General features: G+C 74.0%; 23 protein-coding genes. 9 read left to right on the top strand and 14 right to left on the bottom strand.

Annotated features, from left to right (window positions below):
- The first annotated feature begins 207 nt into the window (after positions 1-207).
- Entirely contained in the window at positions 208-1698 is a 1491-nt protein-coding gene (locus ACIRU3_RS37190) for an FUSC family protein (RefSeq protein ID WP_404066258.1), read from the top strand.
- A 97-nt stretch (positions 1699-1795) separates the two neighbouring features.
- A complete protein-coding gene (locus tag ACIRU3_RS37185) occupies positions 1796-2827 on the top strand; it encodes a lactonase family protein (RefSeq protein WP_404066256.1) in 1032 nt (343 codons plus the stop codon).
- 96 nt (positions 2828-2923) lie between these two features.
- Here ACIRU3_RS37185 and ACIRU3_RS37180 read toward each other — a convergent pair whose 3' ends face one another.
- The 4 genes from ACIRU3_RS37180 to ACIRU3_RS37165 form a co-directional block, all read right to left on the bottom strand.
- Entirely contained in the window at positions 2924-3847 is a 924-nt protein-coding gene (locus ACIRU3_RS37180; RefSeq protein ID WP_404066253.1) for a sirohydrochlorin chelatase, read from the bottom strand.
- A gap of 141 nt (positions 3848-3988) precedes the next feature.
- Complete coding sequence (locus ACIRU3_RS37175) at positions 3989-4963, bottom strand: N-acetylglucosamine kinase (RefSeq protein ID WP_404066250.1); 975 nt, start codon at positions 4961-4963, stop codon at positions 3989-3991.
- Positions 4960-5637, bottom strand: coding sequence for a uracil-DNA glycosylase (locus tag ACIRU3_RS37170; protein WP_404066247.1), 678 nt, complete (start codon positions 5635-5637; stop codon positions 4960-4962). Before ACIRU3_RS37170 ends, ACIRU3_RS37175 begins: the two co-directional genes overlap by 4 nt.
- A 131-nt stretch (positions 5638-5768) precedes the next feature.
- Positions 5769-6854 (bottom strand): WD40/YVTN/BNR-like repeat-containing protein, encoded by a 1086-nt coding sequence (locus ACIRU3_RS37165; RefSeq protein ID WP_404066244.1) that lies wholly within the window; start codon positions 6852-6854, stop codon positions 5769-5771.
- 281 nt (positions 6855-7135) lie between these two features.
- Here ACIRU3_RS37165 and ACIRU3_RS37160 point away from each other — a divergent pair, with 281 nt between their 5' ends.
- Positions 7136-7714 (top strand): hypothetical protein, encoded by a 579-nt coding sequence (locus ACIRU3_RS37160; protein ID WP_404066242.1) that lies wholly within the window; start codon positions 7136-7138, stop codon positions 7712-7714.
- Positions 7715-7738: 24 nt separating this feature from the next.
- On the opposite strand, the gene ACIRU3_RS37155 is transcribed toward ACIRU3_RS37160, so the two are convergent.
- Both ACIRU3_RS37155 and ACIRU3_RS37150 read right to left on the bottom strand, forming a co-directional pair.
- The gene (locus ACIRU3_RS37155) at positions 7739-9715 is read right to left on the bottom strand and encodes a HEAT repeat domain-containing protein (protein ID WP_404066239.1); all 1977 of its coding nucleotides are present in this window, start codon (positions 9713-9715) and stop codon (positions 7739-7741) included.
- Positions 9716-9860: 145 nt separating this feature from the next.
- Positions 9861-11525 carry an acyl-CoA dehydrogenase family protein gene (locus ACIRU3_RS37150; protein ID WP_404066236.1) on the bottom strand — a complete coding sequence of 555 codons (1665 nt, stop codon included), beginning with the start codon at positions 11523-11525 and terminating at the stop codon, positions 9861-9863.
- A 71-nt stretch (positions 11526-11596) separates the two neighbouring features.
- On the opposite strand from ACIRU3_RS37150, the gene ACIRU3_RS37145 reads away from it, so the two are divergent.
- The gene (locus ACIRU3_RS37145) at positions 11597-12346 is read left to right on the top strand and encodes a PaaX family transcriptional regulator C-terminal domain-containing protein (protein WP_404066234.1); all 750 of its coding nucleotides are present in this window, start codon (positions 11597-11599) and stop codon (positions 12344-12346) included.
- A gap of 99 nt (positions 12347-12445) precedes the next feature.
- Complete coding sequence (locus ACIRU3_RS37140; RefSeq protein ID WP_404066231.1) at positions 12446-12946, top strand: hypothetical protein; 501 nt, start codon at positions 12446-12448, stop codon at positions 12944-12946.
- A gap of 116 nt (positions 12947-13062) precedes the next feature.
- On the opposite strand, the gene ACIRU3_RS37135 is transcribed toward ACIRU3_RS37140, so the two are convergent.
- On the bottom strand, positions 13063-14433 hold the full coding sequence (locus tag ACIRU3_RS37135) for a nucleobase:cation symporter-2 family protein (protein ID WP_404066228.1): 1371 nt from the start codon (positions 14431-14433) through the stop codon (positions 13063-13065).
- Between the two features lie 179 nt (positions 14434-14612).
- Positions 14613-15953 (bottom strand): FAD-dependent oxidoreductase, encoded by a 1341-nt coding sequence (locus tag ACIRU3_RS37130; RefSeq protein WP_404066226.1) that lies wholly within the window; start codon positions 15951-15953, stop codon positions 14613-14615.
- 206 nt (positions 15954-16159) lie between these two features.
- Between ACIRU3_RS37130 and ACIRU3_RS37125 the strand changes: the two genes are divergently transcribed.
- Positions 16160-16666, top strand: coding sequence for a DUF6214 family protein (locus ACIRU3_RS37125; protein WP_404066224.1), 507 nt, complete (start codon positions 16160-16162; stop codon positions 16664-16666).
- A 71-nt stretch (positions 16667-16737) separates the two neighbouring features.
- Here the strand turns inward: ACIRU3_RS37125 and ACIRU3_RS37120 are convergent, their stop codons facing one another.
- The 5 genes from ACIRU3_RS37120 to ACIRU3_RS37100 all read right to left on the bottom strand — a co-directional run bounded on the left by ACIRU3_RS37120 (position 16738) and on the right by ACIRU3_RS37100 (position 20785).
- Positions 16738-17415 carry a TetR/AcrR family transcriptional regulator gene (locus tag ACIRU3_RS37120; RefSeq protein ID WP_404066221.1) on the bottom strand — a complete coding sequence of 226 codons (678 nt, stop codon included), beginning with the start codon at positions 17413-17415 and terminating at the stop codon, positions 16738-16740.
- Positions 17416-17684: 269 nt separating this feature from the next.
- Entirely contained in the window at positions 17685-18374 is a 690-nt protein-coding gene (locus tag ACIRU3_RS37115; RefSeq protein WP_404066219.1) for an HAD family hydrolase, read from the bottom strand.
- Positions 18375-18384: 10 nt separating this feature from the next.
- On the bottom strand, positions 18385-19080 hold the full coding sequence (locus ACIRU3_RS37110; protein WP_404066216.1) for a phosphatase PAP2 family protein: 696 nt from the start codon (positions 19078-19080) through the stop codon (positions 18385-18387).
- 121 nt (positions 19081-19201) lie between these two features.
- Entirely contained in the window at positions 19202-20137 is a 936-nt protein-coding gene (locus ACIRU3_RS37105) for a M56 family metallopeptidase (protein WP_404066380.1), read from the bottom strand.
- A gap of 96 nt (positions 20138-20233) precedes the next feature.
- The gene (locus tag ACIRU3_RS37100; RefSeq protein WP_404066377.1) at positions 20234-20785 is read right to left on the bottom strand and encodes a DUF5134 domain-containing protein; all 552 of its coding nucleotides are present in this window, start codon (positions 20783-20785) and stop codon (positions 20234-20236) included.
- A gap of 164 nt (positions 20786-20949) precedes the next feature.
- Between ACIRU3_RS37100 and ACIRU3_RS37095 the strand changes: the two genes are divergently transcribed.
- Together ACIRU3_RS37095 and ACIRU3_RS37090 are read left to right on the top strand one after the other, a co-directional pair.
- On the top strand, positions 20950-22596 hold the full coding sequence (locus ACIRU3_RS37095; protein WP_404066213.1) for an FUSC family protein: 1647 nt from the start codon (positions 20950-20952) through the stop codon (positions 22594-22596).
- 671 nt (positions 22597-23267) lie between these two features.
- Positions 23268-23801 (top strand): MarR family winged helix-turn-helix transcriptional regulator, encoded by a 534-nt coding sequence (locus tag ACIRU3_RS37090; protein ID WP_404066210.1) that lies wholly within the window; start codon positions 23268-23270, stop codon positions 23799-23801.
- Positions 23802-23913: 112 nt separating this feature from the next.
- On the opposite strand, the gene ACIRU3_RS37085 is transcribed toward ACIRU3_RS37090, so the two are convergent.
- Positions 23914-24678 carry a VOC family protein gene (locus ACIRU3_RS37085; protein WP_404066207.1) on the bottom strand — a complete coding sequence of 255 codons (765 nt, stop codon included), beginning with the start codon at positions 24676-24678 and terminating at the stop codon, positions 23914-23916.
- 283 nt (positions 24679-24961) lie between these two features.
- On the opposite strand from ACIRU3_RS37085, the gene ACIRU3_RS37080 reads away from it, so the two are divergent.
- On the top strand, positions 24962-25792 hold the full coding sequence (locus tag ACIRU3_RS37080; RefSeq protein WP_404066204.1) for a class I SAM-dependent methyltransferase: 831 nt from the start codon (positions 24962-24964) through the stop codon (positions 25790-25792).
- The last annotated feature ends 89 nt before the right edge of the window (positions 25793-25881 follow it).

Here is a 25881-nt window from a genome sequence, read left to right as displayed (position 1 = left end):
GGCTCAGGAAGCTGCCGAGTCGATGTGCCGCCCCACCTGGTCCGTTGGCCCTGAGTCGGACGAGCGAACCCCTTCCTCATCGGGCCAATGGTTCAGTGATTCAGTCGACACTTGAGCCATCGACCCATGTGATGCTCTTATGGGTACGTCGATGGCGCTGCGGATCCCCGCGGCGCCTTTTGTGTGCCGTGCTCCAAGGGGGACTCAGTGCTGAAGAGGGTGTTCGTGGCTCCGGACCCGGGGCGGACGCGGTTGCGTTTCGCCGCGCGGGCCGTCCTCGGCATCGGGCTCGCCGTCGTCGTGTGCGGGCTCGCGGGCCACTCCCTCCCCGGTGCGGTCACCGGCGGTCTCGCCGCGCTGCTCGCCCTGTTCACCGTCGCCGACACGACGGTGCGCGGGCAGGCGGTCACCACCGCTCTGCTGCCCGCCGTCGGGGTGCCCGTGCTCGCCGCCGCGGCCGAACTGCACGACCACCCCGTGGCCCGGGACCTGGTCTTCCTCGTGGTCGTCGGCGCCGGCGTGTACGCCCGCCGCTGGGGCCCGCGCGGGCACAGCCTCGGCGTGTTCGCCTTCATGACCTTCTTCGTGGCCCAGTTCCTGCACGCCACGCCCGGACAGCTGCCCGAGCTGTATGCCGCCGTCCTGCTGTCCGTGCTCAGCGCGGCCGCCGTGCGCTTCGGCCTGTGGTGCTACGAGCGCCGCCTGCCCCCGGCCGCCGCACCCGCACCGTCCGCGGGGACGGGGCTGGTCCGCGTGACCACCCGGCAGGCGGTCCAGGCGGTCGCCGGCGCCGGGTTCGCGCTGGTCGTGGGACAGCTGGTGTCCGGGCAGCGCTGGTACTGGGCGGTGGGCGCCACCTGGTGGGTCTTCGTCAACACCGCCTCGCGCGGCGAGACGCTGGTACGCGGCTTCCGGCGGGTCCTCGGCACCGTCATCGGCATCGGCCTCGGCCTGCTCGTCGCCGTCCCCGTGAACGGCGCGCCCGTCCCCACGGCCGTCCTCGTCGCGGTCGCCGTCTTCGGCATCTTCTACACGGCCGCCGTCTCCTACACCTGGATGATGCTCTGGGTGACCCTGCTCGCCGAGCTGCTCTACGGCCTGCTCGGCGTCCTCGACCCCGGCCTGCTCGCGCTCCGTCTCGCCGAGACCGGCGTCGGCGCCCTGGGTGCGGTGCTCGCCGTGCTGTTCGTGCTGCCCGTCACCACCCACGCCACCACCGACGCCTGGATCCAGCGTGCCCTGCGCTGCGTCCACGCCTGCACGGCCGAGGCCGCCGCCCGCCTCGCCGGCTCGGCCACCGCCGACCCGGCACCGCGCGTGGCCGAGCTGGAGCAGCTGCTGGGCCGGGTCCGGCTCTCGGTCGCCCCGCTGGTGCACCCGCTGAACCCGATGCTCGGCCGCAAGCGGCGGGCCCGCCGGGTCCTCGCGCTCCTCGACGACTGCGCCCGCGAGATCCGCGGTCTGGTCGCCGTCGCCGCTGACCCCGAGGCCTCCCACGACGCCCGCCTGGCGGCCGCCTGCTGGCGGGTGGAGGCCGCGGTCGAGGCGCTCACCGCCGGTGGCTCCGAGCATGTGCACCGGCCTGCCGCGGCCCCGGCCGAGCCGGCCCTGGCCCACCTCCACGGCCTGGAGCGCGCCCTCGCCGACCTGGCCGAGCCCCTGCGGGCCCCGTCGGGATCGCCGCTGGTCGGTGCCTGAGGGAAACCGGCGAACCGCCCCCCGTCACCCTTTTGGTCTAGACCTAGGGTGATCGACTGCTACCGTCGGCACTGGCTCCGACGGAGAGGGGACAGCGGTGACAGCAGACGGCCGGCGGCACAGGGCGTTCATCGGGTCGTTCACGGCGGCGGGCGGACCCGGACTGGTCGTCGCGGAGGTCCGCCCGGGCAGCGGCGCACTGACCCTGACCGGTGGCCTCGGCACCGTGCCCGACCCCTCCTACCTGGCCCTGTCGCCGGACGGGGACATGCTCTACGCGGTCAGCGAGACGGCCGAGGGCGCCGTCGCGGCGTTCCGGGTCGGCGGTGACAAGCCGGAACCCGCCGGGCCGCCCGTGCCGGTCGCCGGCAGCGGACCCACCCACCTCAGCCTGTACGCCGGGCACGTCCTGACCGCCAACTACGGCTCCGGCAGCGTCACCGCCGTGCCGGTGCGCCCGGACGGCACCCTCGCCGGCGCGCCCTCGGGAGTGCTCCGGCACACCGGCTCAGGCCCGCACGACCGGCGCCAGCGCGGCCCGCACGCCCACCAGGTGCAGCCCGACCCGAGCGGCCGGTGGGCGGTCAGCGTCGACCTCGGCACGGACTCGGTCCGGGTGTGCACCCTGGACCGCGGCACCCCCGCCCTGCACCGCGAGATCGCGCTGCGCCCCGGCTCGGGCCCCCGCCACCTGGCCTTCCACCCGGACGGCGAGCGCGCCTACGTGGTCAACGAACTCACCCCGACCGTCACGGTCTGCCTCTGGGACGCCGGCATCGGCTCCCTGAAGCCGCTGATCGAGGTTCCGGTCCTGCCGGGCGCCCCGGCCGGCGACGCCTACGCCTCGGGCATTGTGGTCTCGCCCGACGGCCGCTTCGTGTGGACCGCGACCCGCGGCGAGGACGTCCTGTCCGTGTTCGCGGTCCGGGCGGACGGACTGCGGCTGACCGGCACGGTGCCGTGCGGCGGGCACTGGCCACGCGCGCTCGCCGAGCACGACGGCTTCCTCTACGCGGCCAACGAACGCTCCGGCGACGTGACCTGGTTCGCTGTCGACGAGGCGACGGGGCTGCCCCGCTACGACGGGTCCGTCGAGGTCGCCGCGGCCTCCTGCATCGTCTTCGGCTGAGCGGCCGAGCGGAGGCTCCCCGCGGCGGCATGACAAGGCGAAGGGCCCGCTCCAGTGGCTGGAGCGGGCCCTGTGTCGTACGGGTGCCGTGCCGGGTCAGCGGACCGGCGTGCCCTGCGGCTGCTGCGGGGCGATGCCCAGTGCCGTCGTGTACTTGGCGAGGGCGAGCTTGCCGATCGCCGGGTAGGCGCCGAGCGCCTCCGCCGTGGCGCAGCCCGCCTCCTCGGCGGCCGCCGTGAGCAGCGCCGGGTCGATCTCCGGGCCGATCAGGTAGGGCGCGAGGGCCAGCTGCTGCGAGCCCGAGGCGCGCAGCTGCTCGGCGACGGAGGCGATCGAGCCCTCCTCGTCCAGGGCGGCCGCCATCACCGGCACGGCCAGGCGCGCGGCGAGCAGCATGCCGGTGATCCCGGCCGCCTGCACGGCCTCGTCACCGCCCACGGAGGCCAGGATGATGCCGTCGGCGGCGGTGGCCACGGTGAACAGACGGGCGCGGTCGGCACGGGCCAGGCCCGCCTCGGACAGGCGCACGTGCAGCGCCTCGGCGAGCAGCGGGTGCGGGCCGAGGGCATCGGTCAGATCGGCGGCGACCCGGCTGTCCATCACGGACTGGCGGACCTGGCGCAGCAGCGCGCTGTCGGGACCGGCCAGCAGCGGGACGACGACGGCGACCGGGCCGTCGGGCTCCTTGACGTCGACACCGGCGGCCCTGGCCTGCTCATAGCGGGCGCTGCGCTCCTCGGCGGCACGCGTCAGCAGGGACCGGAGGCTGGAGAACTCGACGTCGTCCCCGTCCAGGTACCCGATCCGGGCGTCCAGGCCGGGCAGCTCGGAGCGGGCGATGCTCACGACCTCCTCGGCGAGGCTGCGTGTGGCGGCGCTGGGCGCGCCGGGCACCGCGAGGACGAGCGCGGGCGCGTCCTCGGGAGCCACCAGCGGTTCCGGTCGGCGGTGCCGTCCGGGCTGGCGGGGTCGCGGCATTCGTACTGGCAGGCCGGACACGGGCCCAGTGGGGGAGCTCATGGCGCCGCATGTTACTGGCTTCTTGGGCTCCCCTGTTCGGGGAGGGTGCAGGTGAGCGGTTTCCGTCCCATTTTGTCTGATGAGTTACGCCCGCTTGGCACATGTTCCGGGCACTTGCCGGACACATGTGCCATGAAGCGGTCAATCCCCTTTTGTGGGGACCACGCAGAGCATGGACGGTTCACCCGGCAGGGTGAGCCGCCCGGCCGCCAGCTCGGTCGCGATCCGCACACAGCCGTGCAGCGGGTCCCCCTCGGCCGGAACCTGCCGGGCGTGCGGCAGCCGCCCCGCCAACTCCTCCCGCAGGGGTACGAGCAGCTGGTCGCCCATCTTGAAGAGGCCGCCGGTGAGCGCCACGTCGGGTGCACCGGACGCCGGGCACACCGCCGCGGCGGACTCGGCCATGTTCCGGGCCGCCGCGCGCAGGATCGCTGCGGCCACCGGGTCGCGCGGGGCGCAGGCGGCCACCCCGGGGGCGAAGGAGGCCAGCATCGCGGGGCGGTCGGTGCGCGGGTAGAGCAGGCCGGGCAGCCCCCGCACCGGGCCGAACCGTTCCTCGGCGCACGCAAGCAGCGCGGCGGAGCCGCCGTCGCGGCCGTCGTGGGCGCGCAGCGCCGCCTCCAGCCCGGCCCGCCCGATCCAGGCCCCGCCACCGCAGTCGCCGAGCAGATGGCCCCAGCCGTCCGCCCGCCGCCAGCCGGTCAGGTCGGTGCCGATCGCGATCAGCCCGGTGCCCGCGGCGACCACGGCACCCGGCCGCGTACCCAGGGCGCCCACATAGGCCGTGACGGCGTCGGCGGCCAGCGCCACGGTCGGTACGCCCAGTTCCCGCGCGAGCGCGCCCGGCAGTTCGGCGCGCAGGGCGTCGCCCAGGGTGGCGAACCCGGCGGCGCCCACAACGGCCGTGCCCAGCTCGCCCAGCCCGGCCTCGGCCGCCAGTGTGCGGGCCAGGGGCACGAGTTGTGCCATCAGGTGGACGGGATCGATCCCCCGCGCATCGGTACGGACCGGCTCCCCGGTCTCCCCCTGGGCCGAGGGCGCCTGTCCCGGAACACCGACGGCGATCCGGAGACCCGAGCCGCCGGAGTCCACGGCCAGATATCCGGGGACGGTCACGGCAGACGCCAGTCCACCGGCTGTCCGCCCTGCTGGATCAGCAGGTCGTTGGCCCGGCTGAACGGGCGTGAGCCGAAGAACCCGCGATCGGCCGACATCGGTGAGGGATGCGCGGACTCCACGGCCGGCAGGCTGCCGAGCAGCGGACGCAGGTTACGGGCGTCGCGCCCCCACAGGATGGACACCAGCGGCTTGCCGCGGCCGGCCAGGGCCCGAATGGCCTGCTCGGTGACCTCTTCCCAGCCTTTGCCGCGGTGGGCGGCCGGACTTCGCGGTGCCGTGGTCAGCGCCCTGTTGAGCAGCAGCACGCCCTGCTGCGTCCACGGTGTGAGGTCGCCGGTCGACGGCTGGGGCAGCCCCAGGTCGGTGTTCAGCTCGCGGAAGATGTTGATCAGGCTCGGCGGCAGCGGGCGCACCTCGGGCGCGACCGAGAACGACAGGCCGACCGCGTGCCCCGGGGTCGGGTACGGGTCCTGACCGACGATCAGGACGCGTACCTCGTCGAAGGGTTGCTGGAAGGCGCGCAGGACGTTCGCCCCGGCCGGCAGATAGGTGCGTCCCGCGGCGATCTCCGTGCGCAGGAAGTCGCCCATCGCGGCGATCCGTCCGGCGACGGGTTCCAGGGCCTTCGCCCAGCCCGGTTCGACGATTTCATGCAAGGGTCGTGGTGCCACGGGCGTCACCCTACTGCCGTACACCGGTCGGCGATCAAGCTGCGACCGGAGGCCGACCGCGGATGACCGGACTGTCGGCTCGGATGACCGTTGCCGTTTCCTCACCCCACCGTCCGCGGGGACCGGCCGGGTCAGTCGATCACCGCGGCCCGCACGCACAGCACGTCCGGCAGATGGGAGCCCAGTTGCTGCCAGCTGTCGCCGTCGTCGGCCGAGGCGAACACCTCGCCGTTGCGGTTGCCGAAGTAGACCCCGGCCGGGTCCGCGTCGTCCGTACGGAGCGCGTCGCGCAGCACGGTGCCGTAGTGGTCCTCCTCCGGCAGTCCCTTCGACAGCGGCTCCCAGCTCCGGCCCGCGTCAGCGGTGCGGAAGACCCGGCAGCGGTGCTCGGCGGGCACCCGGTCGGCGTCGGCGTTGATCGGGAAGACGTACGCGGTGTCGCCGCGGTGCGGATGGGCGGCCACCGCGAAGCCGAACGTCGACGGCAGGCCCGCGCCGATGTCGGTCCAGTGCGCGCCCGCGTCGTCGCTGCGGTACACGCCCCAGTGGTTCTGCAGGTACAGCCGGTCCGGGTCGACCGCGTCCCGGGCGACCTTGTGCACGCACTGGCCGAACTCGGGGTTCGGATCCGGCAGGAACACCGCGGAGACACCGGAGTTGGACGGCTTCCAGCTCGCCCCGCCGTCCGTCGTGCGGAACACCCCGGCGGTGGAGACGGCCACGGTCACCGCCTGCGGGTCGCGCGCGTCGGTGAGCACCGTGTGCAGGCCCTCACCGCCGCCGCCCGGCACCCACTGGGAGCGGGTCGGGTGCTCCCACAGGGGACGCACCAGCTCGAAGCTCTCCCCGCGGTCCTCCGAGCGGTACAGGGCCGCCGGTTCCGTGCCCGCGTACACCACGTCCGGCTCGGCGGCGGCCGGGTGCAGCTGCCAGACCCGCTCCAGCGAAGCGCCGGTCTCCTTGGGGAACTTGACGGCGGCCCGGGCCGGTTCGGTCCACGTGCGGCCGAGGTCGTCGGAGTGGAACACCGACGGGCCCCAGTGCGCGCTGTCGCCGCCCGCGAGCAGCCGCGGGGAGCCGCCGCGGGTGTCGATGGCGACCGAGTAGACGGCCTGGGCGTTGAAGTAGGGACTGTCGTCGAACTCCCATGTGCCACCTCGCCGCCGACCGATGAAGAGGCCCTTGCGGGTGCCCACGGCGAGCAGAACCTCGGTCATGCCGATCACCTCCGGGACGTCTTTGTCCAGGTAGTCGTCAGATACCGGTCAGTCTGCACCCCGGCACCGACACTCGGCCCCGGTAGCCGCGTCGTCGCAGGTCAAGGCAGTGTCGTCGGCCTGTCGCAGAGTTCGGCGGGATCCGTTGCGGCATGCGCCTGCGCGAAGGGGGTGTCTCGTGCGACCGTCGAGGAGACGGCTCGTCGTGAGCAACGGGGCGGCCCTACCCGTATGGGAGGTCGGTCCGGCCTGTCGGTGCGCTCGTGAGGAGAATGCCTTTGATGGCGTTCCGTGGTCCCAAAGTGTGGCTGTGGCGCTGGCGGCGCAATCCGCTCAGACGCCGGGCCGACGTGGTGGAGGCCTGGGTGGTGCTCGGTGCCTGGCTGCTGACCGTCCTGGCCGGAGTGCTGGCCGGCCTCGCGGCGGCCCGGTCGGTGGAGCACGGACTGGCCCGGGAACGCGCCGCCTGGCATCCCGCCGTCGCCCGCGTCGTCGGGCAGGCACCCGGAAGGCCCACCTCCCCGGGCGTGGGCGGCGAGCGGGTCTGGGCCGAGGTCCGCTGGACCGTCGCCGACGGCTCGGCCCACACCGGCCAGGCCCGGGTCGCACCGGGCAGCAAGGCCGGTACCCCCGTCACCGTCTGGACCGACCCGGAGGGGCACCTCGTCACCCGCCCCACCACCGTCTCGGAGGCCGCCTTCCGCGCCACCCTGATAGGCGGCCTCGTGGGAGCGAGCGCCGCCGCCGTGCCCTTCGTCGGCGGCTTCGTCCTCCGCAGCCGCCTGGAACGCCGCCGCATGGACCGCTGGGACGCGGAGTGGGCCCGACTCGGACCCCAGTGGGGGCGGATGACGGGATGACGGGCCCTGCCGCCCGTCGCGCGCCTACAGCACCGCCATCACCTCCACGCAGCTCCTGAGCAACGCTTCGTCCTTGGCGATGTCATGGCTGCCGTACCCGCCCTCTCGGGCCGTGTGGCGCCTGGGGGCGGCCAGTTCCGCCGTCACCAGGTCCCGCAGCGGTGCGGCGGCCGGGCCCATGGCGGTGAGGCACTGTGCGATCGGGCCGCGGGTGTGGGGGTTCTGCGACCAGGCGGCCCGGAACACGGGCAGGACGGGTTCCGGGTCCCGGCCGATGTGCCACAGCGCGCATGCGGCCGACGTCCGCTGCCAGATCTGCCCCGAGCGGGCCGTCCGGCGCAGCTCCGGCAGGGCCGTGCGGGCGGCCGGACCGAGCCTGCCCAGATACCGGGCGGCCAGCCGGCGGCTTCCCGGCTCGCTCCGCGTCAACTCCCGCAGCAGGACGGGCAGTACGGCCGAAGCCCCGTCGCCCGCCGACCACAGGGCGCCCGCCGCCGCGGCCGCGTGCCGGGTGTGCAGGAGCTGCCGCAGAACCGGTGCCGCCTGCGCGGTGGCCCCGAGGGCGTCCAGTGTCTCGGCCACCTGCGCGATCAGTCTCTCCCGTGTCCCCAGGCCGTCCGGTGCGCCGGACAGCAGCCGCAGCACCTCCGGTACCGCGTCCCGGTCGCCGATGGCTCCGAGCGCGGACAGGAGAGGGGCGGCCAGTGTGTCGGCGGCGGGGGAGTCGAGGGGGATCCGGCCCAGCCGGTGCCGCAGCGCGGGGGCGAGGGGAGCCGCGGCCGGGCCGAGGTGGGTGACCTCGTGCCCCAGGCCGCCGGGCGCGGCCGGGCTCGCCAGGATCTGGGCCAGGACCGGTACCGACCGTGGATCGCCGCACCTGACCAGGGCCTTGAGCGGGCCGCCGACAGAGGGCGATCCGCGCTCCCAGCGGTGCGTCCACAGGTCGGGCCGGGCCGTCACCAGTCCGTGGAGGTCGTCCGCCGCGGGCGCGGCCAGGCCGAACAGCTCTGCCAGGACCGAGACCGCCGCGTCCCGCAACCGGTCCTGCTCCGTGTCCAGTTGGGCGCCGATCAGCGCCACCGGCCCGGCGCAGTCGGCGCGCCAGCCGCGGAACAGCGCTGCTGACATGCACACGGCATTGCAGCGGTCCATCGGGTCCGGGCTGGTCAACTGCCCGGTGAGCAGGGCGATCCGGTCACCGGTCCGGTCTCCGAGCGCGGTGTGCAGCGTGCGCAGCAGCTGGGCGCCCTCCTCGTCCGAGGGGCGCAGTCGTCGCAACCGCCCCACGAGGGAGTCGTGCCCGGACCGGTCCGGGACCCGGGCGCGGCGCGCGGACCTGTCCCGCAGCAGCCGGACGGCCGTCGGCACCAGGTCCGCCGGCGGCCGGCCGGGGGCGGCGAGCGCGAGCTGGCCGAGCGCGGCCAGCCGCAGACCCGGGTCGAAGGGCGGGGCGCTCTGTGCGGTCAGGAGCTCCACCGCGTCGGGCGCGTGCGCCGGATGCCGGTGCACGAACAGGCCGAGGGCCTCGGTCAGGGCCAGCAGGACCCGGCCGTCACGCTCGACCGGGATCCGCTGCCGTAACAGGTCCAGCACGCGGGCCGGGTCGTCGAGGAACCGCACGACGGCCCCCGCGGTCACCCGGCGCACTCCCGCGTCCGGATCCCCGAGGAGGGACACGAACACCTCGGAGCCCGTGCGCACCGCCTCACGCGCGCGGGCATCCCCGCTCTCCGCCCCTATGCTGACGAGCAGTTCGACTATGCAGCCCCGGTCCGGCACCGCCTCGCGTCCCGCGAGCGAGCACAGGAAGGGGACGCAGGCCAGCGTCGAGTCGTACACGTTCCCCTGGTGGTGCACCGTGCCGTACATGCCGTCGAGCGCGGTCTGCCGCTCGGCGGCGTCCACGGAGGCCAGTCCCCGTAACCATCCGGGCACGTCCTCCGCACTGCCGTACGCGTGTTGCAGCGAGGCCCAGTCGACCTCGTCGATCCCCGTGAACACTGTGTCCTCCCCGGGCGAGTGTCACCTGATCGCGAGTCTGCACCACGGCACTGACAACCGAGCGCGATCGCGCACTGACTGTGTGCGATCCGTCGGCTGTCACCGGCCACGGTGCGCCGTCCGGTCCGCCCGCCCGGGGAAGGGGTCAGTTCCGGTCGGGCAGGGCCCGCTCCAGGATCGCGTCCAGGCCGGTCCCGGCGGGCAGGGTGCCGAACGCGTGCCCCCAGTCGCCGCCCAGCCGGGTCGCGCAGAAGGCGTCCGCGACCGGGTGCGGGGCGTGCCGGACCAGCAGTGATGCCTGGAGGGCGAGGGCCATGCGCTCGACCAGCCGACGCGCGCCCACCTGATCGGTTTCGGCCAGCTGCGCCTTCAGCCCGGACACGGCCGCGTCGAGCCTGGCGTCCGCACCGCGCGCCAGGGCGAGTTCGGTGAACAGGGCCTCGGCAGTGTCCGGTTCACGGCCCAGGGCGCGCAGCACGTCGAGCGCGTTCACGTTCCCCGAACCCTCCCAGATGGACAGCAGGGGAGCCTCCCGGTAATGGCGGGGCATGCCGGACTCCTCGACATAGCCGTTGCCGCCCAGGCACTCCAGGGCCTCCGCCGTGAACGCCGGACCCCGCTTGGTGACCCAGTACTTGCCCACGGCGGTGGCGATCCGACGGAAGGCCCGCTCGCCGGCGTCCCCGCGGACCGCCCGGTCCGCCGCCCCGGCCAGCCGCAGTGTGAGCGTGGTCGCCGCCTCCGACTCCAGCGCCAGATCGGCCAGGACGTTGCGCATCAGCGGCTGGTCGAACAGCCGGGCGCCGAACGCGCTGCGGTGGCGCGCGTGGTGGCCCGCCTCGACGAGCGTCTTGCGCATCAGGGTCGCCGAGGACATCACGCAGTCCAGGCGGGTGCAGTTGACCATCTCGATGATGGTCTTCACACCCCGCCCCTCCGGTCCGACCAGCCAGGCCACCGTCCGGTCGAACTCCGGCTCGGAGGAGGCGTTGGACCGGTTGCCGAGCTTGTCCTTCAGCCGCTGGATGCGGAAGGTGTTGCGGCTGCCGTCGGGCAGGATGCGGGGCACCAGGAAGCAGGACAGGCCGCCCGGCGCCTGCGCCAGGACCAGGAACACGTCGCACATCGGCGCCGACGTGAACCACTTGTGGCCCCGCAGTGTGTACACGCCCGGCTCCCCGGTGGGCGTGGCCGTGGTGGTGTTGGTACGCACGTCCGAGCCGCCCTGCTTCTCGGTCATCCCCATGCCGGCCAGCAGTCCGGGCTTCTCGGCCGGGACGCGCAGCTCCGGGTCGTACGCGCGACCGGTGAGCAGCGGCTCATAGACCTTGGCCAGGTCCGGCTGGGAGCGCAGGGCGGGGACGGCGGCATACGTCATCGACGTCGGACAGCCGTGCCCGGCCTCTGTGTGCCCCCACACCAGTCCGCCCGCGCTGCGGGCCACATGGGCGCCGGGCCGGTCGTCCGCCCACGGGGCGCCGGCCAGGCCCTCGGCGACCGCGGTCCGCATCAGATGGTGCCAGCTGGGGTGGAAGTCGACCTCGTCGATCCGGTGGCCGTAGCGGTCGTGGGTGCGCAGCTCCGGTTCGTGCCGGTTCGCCTGCTCGCCCCACTCCTGGGCCTCCTCGCTGCCGGCCCGGAGGCCCAGCCGGCGAATGCCGTCCTCGGCCCACTCGGCACCCTCCCGGCGCAGCCCCTCCAGCAGGGCCGGGTCGTCGGAAGCGTCGTAGGGGGCCAGAGGTGCGGCCTGGTTGGTGACGTCGTGGGTGGCGTACTGCTGCTGCGTCGCCGGCGCGGGTATCGAGACCATACGGCCATGTTGCACTCTTCGTGCGACTGTAGCAATGATGCAACAAGAAGACGCACGTACAGTACGTGTCCATGCGCATGAACGTGTCGGCCGAGCCGGGTGAGGCCGGCCTGCGGCCGCTGTCCGCACGGTCGGTGGTGCTGAGCCTGCTCCTGGGCGCGCATCCGCCCGAGCTGCCGGTGAAGGACCTGGTCCGCCTGGTGGAGCCGTTCGGTGTCGGCGGCTCCACGCTCCGGGCCGCGCTGAGCCGGATGGTGGCCGCCGGGGACCTGCGCCGCACGGACGCCGTCTACGGGCTCAGTGACCGGCTGCTGGCCCGCCAGAACCGTCAGGACGAGGCGCTGCACCCGATCACGCGCGCGTGGGACGGCGCCTGGGAGATGGTCGTGATCACGGCGACCGGCCGCGGCCCCGCCGAACGCGCCGACCTGCGCACCCGGTTGGCCGCCCTGCGCCTGGCCGAGCTCCGCGAGGGAGTGTGGCTGCGGCCGGCCAACCTGGACCGGGCCCTGCCCGCCGAGCTCGCGCGCGTGGCGCAGTCGTACACGGCCCGCCCCGACGGCTCCCCGCACGACCTGGTCGCCCGTCTGTGGCCGCTGGACGCCTGGGCCGCCACCGCGCGGACCCTGCTCGCCCACGCGACCGACGCCCGTCTTCCGGCCGACCGCCTCACCGCCTTCGCCGCGGCCGTACGCCACCTGCTCGCCGACCCGGTCCTGCCCTCCGGGCTGCTGCCCGCCGACTGGCCCGGTGACCTGCTGCGCACCGCGTACGCGGACTATCAGGCGCAGTTCACCGGGGAGCCGGGGCCGGCAGGCTGACCGAGGTCACGTCATCCTTGCGTAGCCTTCACACTACTTTCACATTCACTCGTCCGGGCGCTACCGTCACTCCGCCAGAAACACCTTGGGGGGTGGCAGATGAACCAGCCGTCGACGATGCGTCCCGGACCGGGACAGTCCGACAACCGTCCGCTGCACAGACGCAAGAGAATATGGTTCGGCGGCTTCACGCTCTTCACGTTGGGCGCGGTGATCGCCACGACGGGCACCGGCGGGGCCTCGGCCGATGCCGGGGCGGCTCCGCGGGCGACGGTCACGGCCACGGCCATGGCCACCGCGACCGTGACCGCCGTTCCGAAGGCGGCGCCCGCGCCCACCGTCACGAAGACCAGGACGGTGAAGAAGCCCGGACCGACCGTCACGGTCAGAGTCACCGAAGCCGCGCAGGCGGCCGCCGGTCCGGACGACAGCGGGAGTTCCGACACCGGCACATGCTCGATCGTCTCCAACGCCGGCAACTGCTACGAGGCAGGCCAGTTCTGCCGCAACGGCGACCACGGAGCCGTCACCACCGACGCCGGCGGCGATCGCATCAAGTGCGTCTACAAGTCGAACGCGTGGCGCTGGAGCTATGCGTGACCGACGCTCGCCGGTGGGGCCGCCGCCGCATTCCTCCGCCGCGGCCGGCGGCCCCACCGCCCGGGCTCGCTTGTAGGTGATGTCCGGACTCGCGTACTTGCGGTGGGTCCCGTCAGTCAGGGTGTCGGAGACCCGACGGCGTCGCCGCCATCGGCCGACAGGCCGTCCGGCTCGGCGGAACCCGCCTTCGTGGGAAGGTGGTTGAACAGCAGGTTCAGGGCGATCGCCGTCAGGCAGCCCGCGCTGATGCCGCTGTTCATCACCGTCTGGAACCAGTCCGGGAACTTCGCGTAGATCGTCGGCACGCCCACCGGCAGCATGCCGATCGCCACCGAAACGGCCACCACCGTCAGATTGTTGTTGCCTTTGAAGTCGACGCGGGCCAGCGTCCGCAGCCCGCTCGCCGCTACCGTTCCGAACATCACCAGGCCCGCACCGCCGAGCACCGGCGCGGGGATCGCCGCCACCACCGCGCCCAGCTTGGGCAGCAGGCCGAGCAGTACGAGGATGCCGCCGGCGGCCGCGACCACCCAGCGGCTGCGCACCCGGGTCATCCCGACCAGGCCCACGTTCTGGGCGTACGCCGTGTACGGGAAGGTGTTGAACACCCCGCCGAGGACGGTCGACAGGCCGTCCGCGCGCAGACCGTCGGCCAGCGGGCGCGGCTCGACCCGACGCCCGGTCATCTCGCCGACCGCGATCAGGTCACCGGTCGTCTCCGTCATCGTCACCAGCGCCACCACCAGCATGGACACGATCGCGGACGCCCTGAACTCCGGTGCGCCGAAGTGGAACGGCGTGCTGATCCCCACCCAGTCCGCGTCCCCGACCCCGCCGAAGTCGGTGAACCCGAACGGCACGGCGACCGCCAGACCCACCGCGATGCCGACCAGTACGGCGATCCGGCCGAGGAAGGCCGGCGCGAACCGCTGCACGCCGAGCACCACCGCCAGCACGAAGCCCGCCAGCGCCAGGTTCTTCGGCTCCCCGAAGTCCTTGGCGCCGACGCCGCCCGCGGCCCAGTTGCCCGCGACCGGCAGCAACGAGACACCGATGATCAGGATCACCGTGCCGGTGACCAGGGGCGGGAAGAAGCGCAGCAGGCGGCCGAACACCGGCGCGAGCAGCATGATCGCGAGCCCCGCCACGATCACCGAGCCGTAGATCGCGGGCAGACCCCCGCCCGTCGTCCCGATGAGCACCATCGGCGTCACGGCCGCGAACGTGCAGCCCTGCATGATCGGCAGGCGCACGCCGAACCGCCAGAACCCGACGCACTGGATCAGCGTGGCGATGCCGCACACCAGCAGATCGGCGGTGATCAGATATGCCAGGTCGGCGGGCGACAGTTTCAACGCGCCGCCCACGATCAGCGGCACCGCGACGGCTCCCGCGTACATCGCGAGCACATGCTGCAGACCGAAGGCCGCCAGGTGCCGAACCGGTGGCATCTCGTCGACGGGGTGCACATCTGCGGTCGTGGCCATGGGGGCTCCAGAGCGGCGGGGCGGGGGTGATGTCCGAACAGCACGAGACCGTAAGGCCCTTGAACAGTTTGTTGATTTCGATGTTGTCGCCGGTGTGTGTCATGCCCACCGGGAAGCCGCCCACTCCGCAAGCCGCTCACTCCGGAAGCCGTCGGCTCCGCTGCCCGAACCCGAGGCCGCTATGTGGAGTGCGCCGCCCCCAGCAGAGCGTCCCAGTCGGCCAGCTTCACCACGCTCCGTCCGAGCCGCGCGCCCAGCTCGGCCTCGGCGCGCTCGATCGCCAGCCAGCCCGTCCACGGCACCGGTTCGATACCCGCGGCCCGCAGCGCCACGAGCGGGTCCCGCGGCACCTCCTGGCGTACGAGCGCGGGCGCGTCCGCGAGCAGGGAGGTCGCGGTCTCCTTGGCGCACGGCCGGTTGGTGCCGATGACACCCGTCGGGCCGCGTTTGATCCACCCTGCGACGTACTCGCCCGATGAGGTGACGCCGTCGCGCAGGACGCGCCCCTCCCGATGCGGCACGGTGCCGCTCGTCGTGTCGAACGGCAGCCCCTCCAGCGGTACCCCGCGATAGCCCACCGAGCGAAGCACCAACTGTGCCGCCACGTCCTCGTACCGGCCGGTGCCCCTCACACCGCCCCGCCCGTCCGGCTCCGTCCGCTCGAAGCGCACAGCGCCCACCCGGCCGCCGTCCGCGAGCAGTTCCACGGGCCGCAGGAAGAACCGCAGCCGGATCCGCCGCTCGGCCTGCCCGGGCGGAGCGGCGGCCCAGCCGCGCAACGCCTCCACGTTCCGGCGCTGCACGGCGGGCAGCGCGGAAGGATCGGCATAGGCGGGATCGAGCGCCAACTCGCCCGGATCCACGGCCACTTCGGTGTCGGGCAGGCCGCCCAGCTCGCGCAGTTCCTTGGTGGTGAAACGAGCCTGCGAGGGCCCGCGCCGGCCGACCATGTCGACTTCGGTGACCCCGCTCGTCGCCAGCGTGTCCAGCGCCGCTTGCGGCATGTCCGTCGGCCGCAGCTCGCCGGCGCCCCGCACCAGCATCCGCGTGACGTCCACGGCCACATTGCCCACGCCGATGACCACCGCCGACCTGACGTCGCGCACGAACCCCGCGTCGGCCGCGTCCGGGTGCGCGCTGTACCAGGACACGAACTCGGTCGCGGACCAGCTGCCCGGCAACTCCTCGCCGGGGATCCCGAGCCGGCGGTCGGTGGCGGCGCCCACGCAGTACACGACCGCGTGGTACAGCGTCCGCAGCCGCTCCACGGGCAGTCCGCCGGGTCCGCCTATCCGGACCCCGCCGAGGAAGCGCACGCGGTCGTGCTCCAGCACCGTCCGCAGATTGCCCTGCAGGGATTTGATCTTCTCGTGGTCCGGGGCGACGCCGTAGCGCACCAGGCCGTAGGGGCACGGCAGCCGGTCCAGCACGTCCACGCGCACCTCGGGGTCCAGCTGGACCAGGTTCTGGGCGGTGTAGCACCCGCTCGGCCCGGATCCGACGACGGCGACACGCAGCACGGCGGTACTCCTTGCTCGAAGGAGGGGGAAGGGTGTGCGGACGGCTCCAGCATGGCACCGCCTGGCCCACAACGGCAGGGGCCGCCGGGGTGACCTGGACGCGTGTCCGGTCGTATCGAGTGTGATCATTTGGTTACGTTGCGTGTGTGCTAGACGCATCCTTTCTTAATCTTTCTGATCGGCCCGCGGAGGACGGCACGGTCTCCGTGTGGCCCGCGTGGCAGGTGCAGGAGTCCGGGAGAGCCACGTCCTGGTACCACCTCCTGCTGGCCTTCCCCGACGGTGCGCGGGTCGACGCCCTGGCCGTGGTGACCCAGGGATGTGTGTCCATCGAGGACGTCAAGGCGCAGCCCGCCCTGTCGCTGGCCGACCTGACCGTGCTCGCCGACTGGATCGAGGGACCGCTGTTCGAGGCGTGCGCGGCGGCGGACGGGGCGTACGCGGACTGCGGCAAAGGCGTCGCGGACCGCGGAGCCGTGCGGGGCGAGGCGGCTGTCGCCTACCCGGGGCCCCGGCGCGCCCGCCCGGCCTGGCCGCCGGGCATCGAGGGGTGCTGGCTGGTCGCCCAGGAATACCGGGCGGCCCAGGGCCGGGGCCTCGACCCGGTTCTCGCGGTGATGTGCGCGACCGGGCACAGCCGCAGGCGCTCCCTCGGGCTCATCGCCCAGGCACGGGACGCCGGTTTCCTGGCACCTCGTCATGCGAGGCGCTGAAGGGGCCGGTTGGGCCACGGCCGCCCCGGTGCCCGCCGCATCGGCCGCTCCTCGCGCCGCTCGTTCGGCCGTTACTCCGGCCGTTCCTCGGCCCGCTCCTCCGTGGCGAAGAACCGCGACAGATCCTGGTCCCGCCCCGTGCCGGCGTCCGTGCCGCTCCCCGGCGGCATGCCCTGCTCCCAGTCGAGCCCGTACCGCTTGAACAGCTCGGCCCGCAGTGCGGGGACGGGCATCGGCACCCCTGGCACCAGTGCCGCGTACACGGCCCCCATCAGTACGGCCCGCAGCAGCGGGTAGTCGGCCGTCACGTCCGGGGAGCCGTACCGGGTGACCGTGTCGCTCAGCAGCTCCGAGAGGCGCCGCTGCTCCGGGCACTGCACGAAACCCTCGGCCTGGAGCAGCCCCGCCATGTGCTGCCGCATCAGCACCGGCCGGTCGTGGGCGAGGCCCAGGATCGCGTCGATGGCCCGGGCCAGCCGTTCGCGGCCGTCCTCGGTGCGCGGCTCCCGCTCCAGCGCCTCCTCCAGCGTGCGGTGCATCAGCCGGTGCACGGCCGACTGCACCAGCTGGCGCTTGCCGGGGAAGTAGTACGACACCAGTCCGCGCGCCGAACCCGCACGGTCCGCGATGTCGGCCAGCGTGGTGGCCTCGAACCCGTGCTCGTCCACCAGCTCCACCGCGGCCTGGAGCAGCCGCTCCCTGGAACGACGGCGCAACTCTTCATTGACCGAGGCGCTGCGCGGGGACATCCTGTAACTCCTGCGTTGACTGGCTGCCAGCCAACTATACTCAACGCAGTGGCACCGCGGTTCGCGGAGTCAGTTCAGGGCTGCCGTCCGTCTGGGGCGACGCGGGGGATCGTCTCAGGCGGGCGGCGCGGGGCCCTGCCCGTCGCTGGCGCACGCAGGCCGCCGCGTCCGGCGAGATCGACGTGAGCGGAAGCTCGGTGCGCCGACGCGGGCCGGCGGCCCGGCGCATCGACGGGGCGGGAGGCCGGTGCCCCCGGAGCCCCGTACGTTCAGCCCACCAGGTCCAGCACGGGCAGCAGCGCGTCGGGCCGCTGTGCCACGGGCAGATGGTCGACGAAGTGCACCCGGCAGCCCAGGACGGCCGCGCCGCCGTCCGCCGCCCTGCTGTCGCCGACCATCAGCGCCTGCCGCGGCTCGACAGCCAGTTCGGTGCAGGCGGCGGAGAACAGCCGCGGGTCCGGCTTCTGCACACCGTGTTCGTACGACAGCGCATAGGCGTCCACATACGCGTCGAGGCCGTGCTCACGGAAGACCGGGCGCAGGTCCCAGCCGATGTTGCTGACCACGCCGACGCCGATCCCGCGCTCGCGCAGCGTGCGCAGCACCTCGGCGGTGTCCGGGTACGGCGACCAGGCGGCGGGGGACTTGTGCCGCTCGTAGAGCGCCTCGTGCAGGCCCGGGTCGGGCAGCGGCACGCGCCGGGACAGTCCGGTGTAGGCGGCCCGGTGCAGTGCGGCGCTCTCGTCCCGTACCGCCCACAGGCCGGCGAGTTCCTCGGGCAGCTCGACCGGGTCCGCCCCGCCCGGCAGCGCACCGGCCGCCTCCAAAGCCCTCGCGGTGCCGACGAGTTCCGGCTCGGCCAGCGTCTGCCCGGTCTCCTTCAGCGTGGCTCGCAGCCAGGACTCGGTGGACTCGATGCGGAAGAGGGTTCCCGAGAAATCGAACAGCACGGCAGCCATGCGCCGGACTCTACCCGGCCGGTGGTCGCGCCCGGCCGCCCCGCGGCCACTCGTGCACCAGCACGGCCACCGCCACCACCAGCGCCCCGAACAGCCAGCCGCCGACGACGTCCGAGGGCCAGTGGACACCCAGCCACACCCGGGTCAGGCCCACGCCGACCACCGAGACGGCGGCCAGGGAGACGGCCGTGCGCCACAGTGCGCGGCCCGCGCCGTGGCGGTGCAGCACCCACAGCAACAGCCCGCACACCACGGTCGCCGTCATGGCGTGGCCGGAGGGAAAGGCGGCGTAGTGCGCGCTGTCGACGGGATCCGGCCAGACCGGGCGGGGCCGGTCGACAGCGGCCTTCACCGACTGCTGCACGATCGTGGCCACGGCACAGGTCACCGCCAGCCACAGCGCCGTCCACCAGGCCGCGTGGCGCCACACCAGCCAGACGGCGGCCGCCGCGCAGACCAGGCGCATGGTCAGCGGGTCCCACACCCAGTCCGTCAGGATGCGGAAGGCGTGCGTGAGGCCTGTTTCGCGGACCGCCCAGCAATGGGTGGTGCGGGCGACGTCGCCGTCCAGTCCGAGCAGGGGATGCCACCGGGTCGCGACGAGTATCAGCAGCAGCGCGGAAGAGGCGGCGAGTACGGCGGCCGCGACGGCCGCGGTGCGGTGGGCGGACGGGCGGGGTCGGGCGTCGACGGGCTTGCGGTGCATGCGGCGATCTTCGTCGACGGGACGACCCGAGAGCCACCATCCCAGGCGGCGGGGCCGCCGGCCGTCGGCCGTCTGCCGCGCGACGCCCCGCATGCTCCCCACCGGAGTCCGGCTGCAGGCCCTAGCCCAAGGCCCGAAGCCCCGGTACGAGCGCCACGAGCAGCGGGACGAACGGCACCAGCGCGGCCGCCGCCGTCAGCCGCAGCCGGTGCAGCGCCGGGAGGCGGTCCGGGGGAGTCAGCAGCCGGTGCACGCGCTGCCGGACAGCCGCCTGTGGGGTCGGACCGGGCCCGAACACGCCCCGGTCCTCGTTGAGTTCGACGAGCGCCAGCGCGGTCGTCAGCCGGCCGAAGCGCCGGGAGGCCATGTCGTCGGCGGCCAGCTCGACCAGCCGGTGCATCTCGTCGCGGAAGGCGGCGAACACCGGCACCTGCGGGAAGCCGCCCGCGAGCGCGGCCGAGCAGTGCAGCAGCCAGTCGTGCCGCGCCCGGTCGTGCCCCTGCTCATGGGCGAGCAGGGCGTCCAGTTGACGCCCTTTCAGGCGGCGCAGGGCGGCCGTCGTGAGGACGAGCCGGGGTGCCGCACCGGGCAGCCACCAGGCGTCGGGGCGCTCGCCCTCCAGCACCACCAGCCGGCCGCCGGCCGCCTCCTCGCCCGGCAACAGCGGGGCCCGCACCAGGAGTTCGGTCCGCTGCAGGCGCCGTCGCCCCCGGGCCCCTACGACCTCGCGCACCAGCATCGCAAGGCTCCACAGTCCGGCGCAGGCGAGCGCCACCGCGATCGTCGCCGCCCATGGTCCGGTCGCGCCGAGGGCGTAGGCGTCCACCACCGCGCGCGGAGCCGCGCCGAAGACATGCCCGCGCACCGCCTGCCAGGCCGCCGCCCCGCTGAGCGTCATCGACAGTGCGCAGCACAGCAGTACGGCCGCCACCACGCACTGCCAGACCCACAGGGCGACCACCGGCTCGCGGTCCCGCCAGTCGGCCCGGGCGAGCAGCCGCGGGGCGACGACGGCGGTCACGGCGCCGAGCAGCAACAGTGCCACGGGGACCATCATGGACAGCACCCTATGAGCGCGGGGCTGCTCACGGGTACGGTCCATGGTGCCGAAGTGACGCAGGCAACGCCTGCGCTTGCTGGGAGGCCCGGCCGTTCACAGCGTCAGCAGCATGGCCACCATGCCGATCCCCATCGACAGCCGGCACGCCCGTGCCAGCTCCGGACGGTCACCCCAGCGCACGGGCACCGTCCGGCCCGCCGTGGCGGCGGCGGGCACGAGACGGGCGCCGGACAGCAGCACATAGCCGGTGAAGTAGAGCAGGAGCGTGCCCGTCACCAGCGGCACTCCGGCGCCGGAGTGCCCGTGGTGGTGGGCCGCGGGGGAGGCCGTCATGGCGAGGGACATGTAGATCATCGCCGCCGTCCCCACGAGATGGTGCAGATGGTGCGGGCCGCTGCGCGCGGACCACAGGGCGCGCAGCGCCGCCGCGCCGAACACGGCCGCGTACAGCGGCCACGCCCACCCCGGAGGCGTGAACACCGCCGCGGGCACGGCCATCGCGGCCATGCCGAATCCCATGAGCGCCTCGCCGCCCGCGGCACGGCGCTGCTCCTCGACTGCGCTGCGCATCCGCAGCAGGCAGTAGGACCCGGTCGCCGCGCACAGGGCGACCAGCAGCCAGGCGGCCGACACCGGTCCGTGCACGCGCACCTCCACGCTCGACGGTCCGTCGAGGGATGCGATGCCCACGGCACGTGGGGCGCACGCGAGCGCAAGGATGTACACGGGGAGCATTCACCGGAGCGCAGCAGGTGAGGGGTGAGATTCCAGATGTGATTTACGAGTAAAACACATGCTAAATTGATGGTATGAGCAGTGCGACCCGTCTCCGTCTCCGTCTCCCCCTCGCCGGCACCCTGCGCCTCGGACGGCCCTCCGACATCTGGTTCAAGCCCGCGCTGAGCTCGGTCGCCGCGGTCGCCCCGCCCAACCTGACCCTCCTGGCACTGGGGCGCCTCGACCTCGCCATGTACACGATGGCGGGATCCCTGTGCGCGCTCTACGGCCACAGCCGGCCCTACGCCGCCCGGGCCCGGGCCCTTGCCGGGGTGGTGCTCGGCATGGTCGGCGGGCTCGCCGCGGCCCTCGTCGCGGCCGCGCTCACCACCGACCCCGTCGTGCTGGTCACCATCGGCGCCCTCATGGCGGCCGTGCAGAAGACGGTGTGCGACGCCACCCACATCGGTCCGCCCGGCAATGTGGTCCTCACCTTCATCAGCTCCGCCTCACTGTTCGCGCCGCAGAGCCTCGGCCAGGTCCCCGGCCACCTCGGCCTCGCCCTCGCGGCCGGTGCCTGGGCCTGGCTGGTCGGTATGGCACCCGGGCTGCTGCGCCCGCACGGCCCCGAGCGCCGCGCCACGGCGCACGCCCTGAACGCGGCTGCCGCGTACGCCGCCACGCGCGGCACCGCCGAGGGCCACACCAAGGCCCGGGCCACATGCGCCGCCGCCGTCCACGCGGCCCGGCAGTCCCTGCCGGCCGCCGGCGCCCGCACCGACCGCACCCGGCGCGCCCTCGAACGGCTCCTGGTCCGTGCCGAGGTCGCCCTCGCCGCTCCCGCCGACACCGACCCGGCGCGGCTGCGTGCCTGGGCCGGGGATCTGCGTGGCACCGGCCGGATCCCGCGGGCCGGGATCCCGCGCGAGCCGGCCGCCGAACTGCTCGGCGTGGAGCCCGGACCGGCCCTCTCGCGCAGCCCGTTGCGACACCGGCTCGCCCCGCTCGCGCCCCTGGCCGCCCGCACCGCGATCGGCTGCGCCCTCGCCGGATACGCCTCCCTCGCCCTCGGTGTCGGCCGCCCCTACTGGGCGCTGGTCACCGCGGCCTCCCTCTACCAGGCCAACGTCACCCTCACCTGGAGCCGGGGCATCCAGCGCGTCGTCGGCAACCTCGTCGGCGTCCTCGTCTTCGCCGTCGTCACCCCGCTCGCCCATCTCCACCCGGCGGCCCTGGTGCTGTGCTGCCTCGCCCTCACCTTCGGTGCCGAGGCGCTGATGGGCCGCAACTACTGGCTCGGCAGCGTGTGCGTCACCCCGATGGCCCTGCTCATCACCGAGTTCGCCCGCACCCAGGACCCCGGCCGGCTGATCACCGAGCGAGTCGCGGACACCCTCGTCGGCGCCCTCGTCGGCTTCGTCGCGGCCGTGGCCGTCACCAACCGGCGCGCGGGCGAACGGATCGAGCACGCACTGACCGTGGCCGAACGCGCCCGCGAGCACGCCGCCCGCCTGCTCGCCGAGCCGCACCCGGAACCCCGCGCCCTGGAGGCGGCCCGGCGCACCCTCGCCGCCTCCCTGGTGGACGTGCGCGCCACGGCTGACGCCGCCTCCGGCGAATGGTGGCAGCGCGCCCTGCCCGAGGAGCGGGTCGTGCTCGCCGAGCAGTCCGGACACCGTACGCTCGCCGCGACGGTACGACGCCAGGGCCTCGCACCCCTGGAGCAGGACACAGGCTGAACGACGGAGGACGCACGGCCATGACGCCGACGAAGGGACGACCGATGGCCGGGGATGTCGGGGCCGGTGGGCAGACATCGGCTGAAGGTACTTCGGCGGCCGGGCGGGTGACGGCCGGGAGTGCTGCTATGGCTGGGCGGCCGGATGCCGACGGCACCGGGGCGGCTGGGCAGCCGACGGCCGGGGAAGCTGCGGCCGGGCGGGCGGCGGCCGGGGGTTCTGCGTCGGGCGGGCGAGCGATGGCTGGGTACGTTGGCGTCGGCGGGCAGCCGGAGGCCGAAACCACTGCGGCGGCCGGGCCGTCGACGGCCCAGGAAGCTGCGGCCGGTGGGCAGGCGTCGGCCGGGGCTGCCATGGCCGGCCGGCCGGAGGCCGAGGGGGGCGGGGCCGGGCGGCCGTCGGCGGCACGAGGTGGCGAGGCCGGCGGGCCGGGAACCGCGAGCGAGGCCGGGCACGGCCTTCCGGATGCCGGGAGCAGTACGGCTCACGGCGCTGGGAATCGCGAGGGGCAGGGCCCAGGGATCGGCGCGGCGCAGGGTGCTGGGGGCGGCGCGGGGCAGAGTGCTGAGGGCGTCGCGGCGCACGGCCCAGGGCAGGGCGCGGCGCAGGCTGCGGGGAGCGACGCCGCGCAGGGCCGAGAGCATGGCGCGGCACAGGGCACCGGGAACGGTGTGGAGCGCGGTGCCGGCAATGGCGCGGCACAGGGCGACACCGTCGCCGCCGTCGTCCGGCAGTGGCGTGCCGTGCACCCCGGGTTGGACACCGGGCCCATGGAGGTCATCGGCAGGATCAACCGCTGTGCCGCCCTCCTCCAGCAGGCGGAGGACGCCCCGCTGCGCAGGGCCGGGCTCAGCCGCCCGGAGTTCGACCTGCTGGGCGCGCTGCGCCGTACCGGCCACGAGCTGACGCCGGGGGAGTTGGCACGGGAGACCTTCTCCTCCGGAGCCGCCGTCACCAAGCGGCTCAAGCAGCTGACCGAACGCGGTTTGGTCGAACGGCGCGGCGACACCCGTGACCGCCGGGTCGCACACCTCCGTCTCACCGACACCGGCCGCGACCTGGTCGACGGCATCCTCCCCGAACAACTCGCCTACGAGACCGCCGTGTTGTCCGTCCTCGCTCCCGAGGGCCAGGGCGACCTGGCCGCACTGCTGGCCGACCTGCTCAGCGGCCTGGAGGGACGGATGGGCGCGCTGCGCGCGTGAACACCGGCGTGGGTATGTGGCCGTGGCGCACGTCGTACGGCGGACGCCGCGGGGCGAGCACTCCGGGCGGACGGCGGGAGTGTGACAACGGAACCCCGGGCACGCCGGCCGCTCAGCCCTCCTCGCCGGCCTTGTGCACACCGAACGCCGCCCCCTGCGGATCCCGCAGCATCGCGATGCGCGGGCCGTCCGGGACGGATGTGGGCGGCAGCACGACCGCCCCGCCCGCCTGCGCGGCGACCTGGGCCGTCGCGTCCACGTCGTCCACCGCGAAGTACGGCAGCCAGTGCGGCGGTACCTCCGGCGGGAACCGGTCGCCCATCTCGGCCATGCCGCCGAAGTCCTCCCCGCCGATGCCCCACTGCGTGTACCACTGCGAGGCGTTGACACTCCAGCCGAAGACCGTGGTGTAGAAGTCACGGGCCCGGTCGGTCTCCCGGGTCGCCAGCTCCACCCAGCCGAGCGTGCCGGGGGCGTTGAACAGACCGGCGCCCGGAAAGGCCCGCGCCTGCCACAGCTGGAAGGCCGCGCCCGTCGGGTCGAGGGCCACCGCGAAGCGGCCCACGTCGAACACGTCCATCGGGCCGAGGACCACCGTCCCGCCGGCCTCCTCCACACGCCGTACCGCCTCGTCCGCGTCCGCCACCGCGAACGACACGTTCCAGGCGACGGGTTGGGACTCCTGGTACAGCGGGGTGAGCGCCGCGACCGCCGCGTCCCCCAGGTGCGCCACCGTGTATCCGCCCGCCTCCTGCCGGGGATCCGTCTCCGGCCGCCAGCCGAACAGGTCCGCGTAGAAGCGCTTGGCCCCCTCCAGATCGCTGGTCCCCAGTTCGGTCCAGCAGGGTCCGCCGATCACCGGCTTGTCGAACATCATGACTGCTCCTTCCGGCCGCGCCGGCCTGCTGAGCGAAAGAGAAAGAGACCGAGGAAACCACCCCTCGCACGCTAGCCCCGGCCGCGGAGGCCGGCCATCCGGAGACCGCTTCCCGACGATGACCGGAGCCCAGAACTTCCTCGACGTCCCGTTCCCGTTCCCGGGCGCTGAGCGCCGAGGGCTCAGCGCCGAGACCCGGACAAGGGCCACCGGACACCGCACGCCCCAGCCGCGGCACGGAATTCGCTTGTCCGAGTCGGGCGCGGGAGGCGAGGCTGCGGGGATGGACACGGATCGCACGGCGGGAGCCGGAGCTCCCGCGCTCGACGAGGAGATCGCGGAGTACTACGGGCGGGACAGGGAGGACGGCCGGCTGCGCTCGGGCACCGGGCGCCTGGAGCTGTGGCGTACCCAGGACGTCCTGCGCCGTCTCCTGCCGCCCGCTCCGGCGCGGGTCCTGGACGTCGGAGGCGGAAGCGGTGTCCACGCCCAGTGGGTCGCCGCCGACGGATACGCGGTGGAACTCGTGGACCCGGTGCCGCTGCACGTCGAGCGCGCGGCCCGGCTGCCCGGCGTGACGGCCCGCCAGGGCGACGCCCGTGCCCTGGCGGCGCCGGACGCGTCCGTGGACGTGGTCCTGCTGCTCGGCCCGCTGTACCACCTGCCCGAGCGACAGGACCGGGTCCGGACGCTCGCCGAGGCCCGCCGGGTACTGCGGCCCGGAGGGCTGGTGGTGGCCGCCACGATCAACCGGTACGCGGCCCTGCACGACAACCTCAGCACGGGGCTGTACTTCGACGCCGAGCGCCGCCCGCAGATCGAGGCGGCGGTGGGCGACGGCCGGATGCGTCCGACCGGCGGGTCGAAGTCCCTGTTCACGACGGCCTACTTCCACGAGCCCGCCGAGGTCCTGGCCGAGTTCTCCGACGCCGGCCTGACACCCCACGGTCAGTACGGCCTGGAAGGCGCCGCCTGGCTGATGGGCGAGGTGTCCGACCGGCTGGACGATCCGGACCGCCGGGAGCTGGTCCTGCGCGCACTGCGGAAGACCGAGTCGGTGCCGTCGCTGCTCGGCGTCAGCGGCCATCTGCTCACCGCGGGCAGCAGGCCCTAGGGGCAATGCCGTTGTTTTAGGTCTCGGGCGTGGGTTCCTGGGTAGGGGTCCCAGGGGGTGGGTTGGGTGTCTTCGCGCGTGTCTGAGTT

Origin of the sequence: Streptomyces sp. NPDC101151 (assembly GCF_044768335.1) — a bacterium.
In the GTDB taxonomy this organism is placed as follows: domain Bacteria; phylum Actinomycetota; class Actinomycetes; order Streptomycetales; family Streptomycetaceae; genus Streptomyces.
The sequence above is the reverse complement of the archived record's forward strand: the minus strand, read 5'-3'. Positions and strand labels throughout refer to the sequence as shown.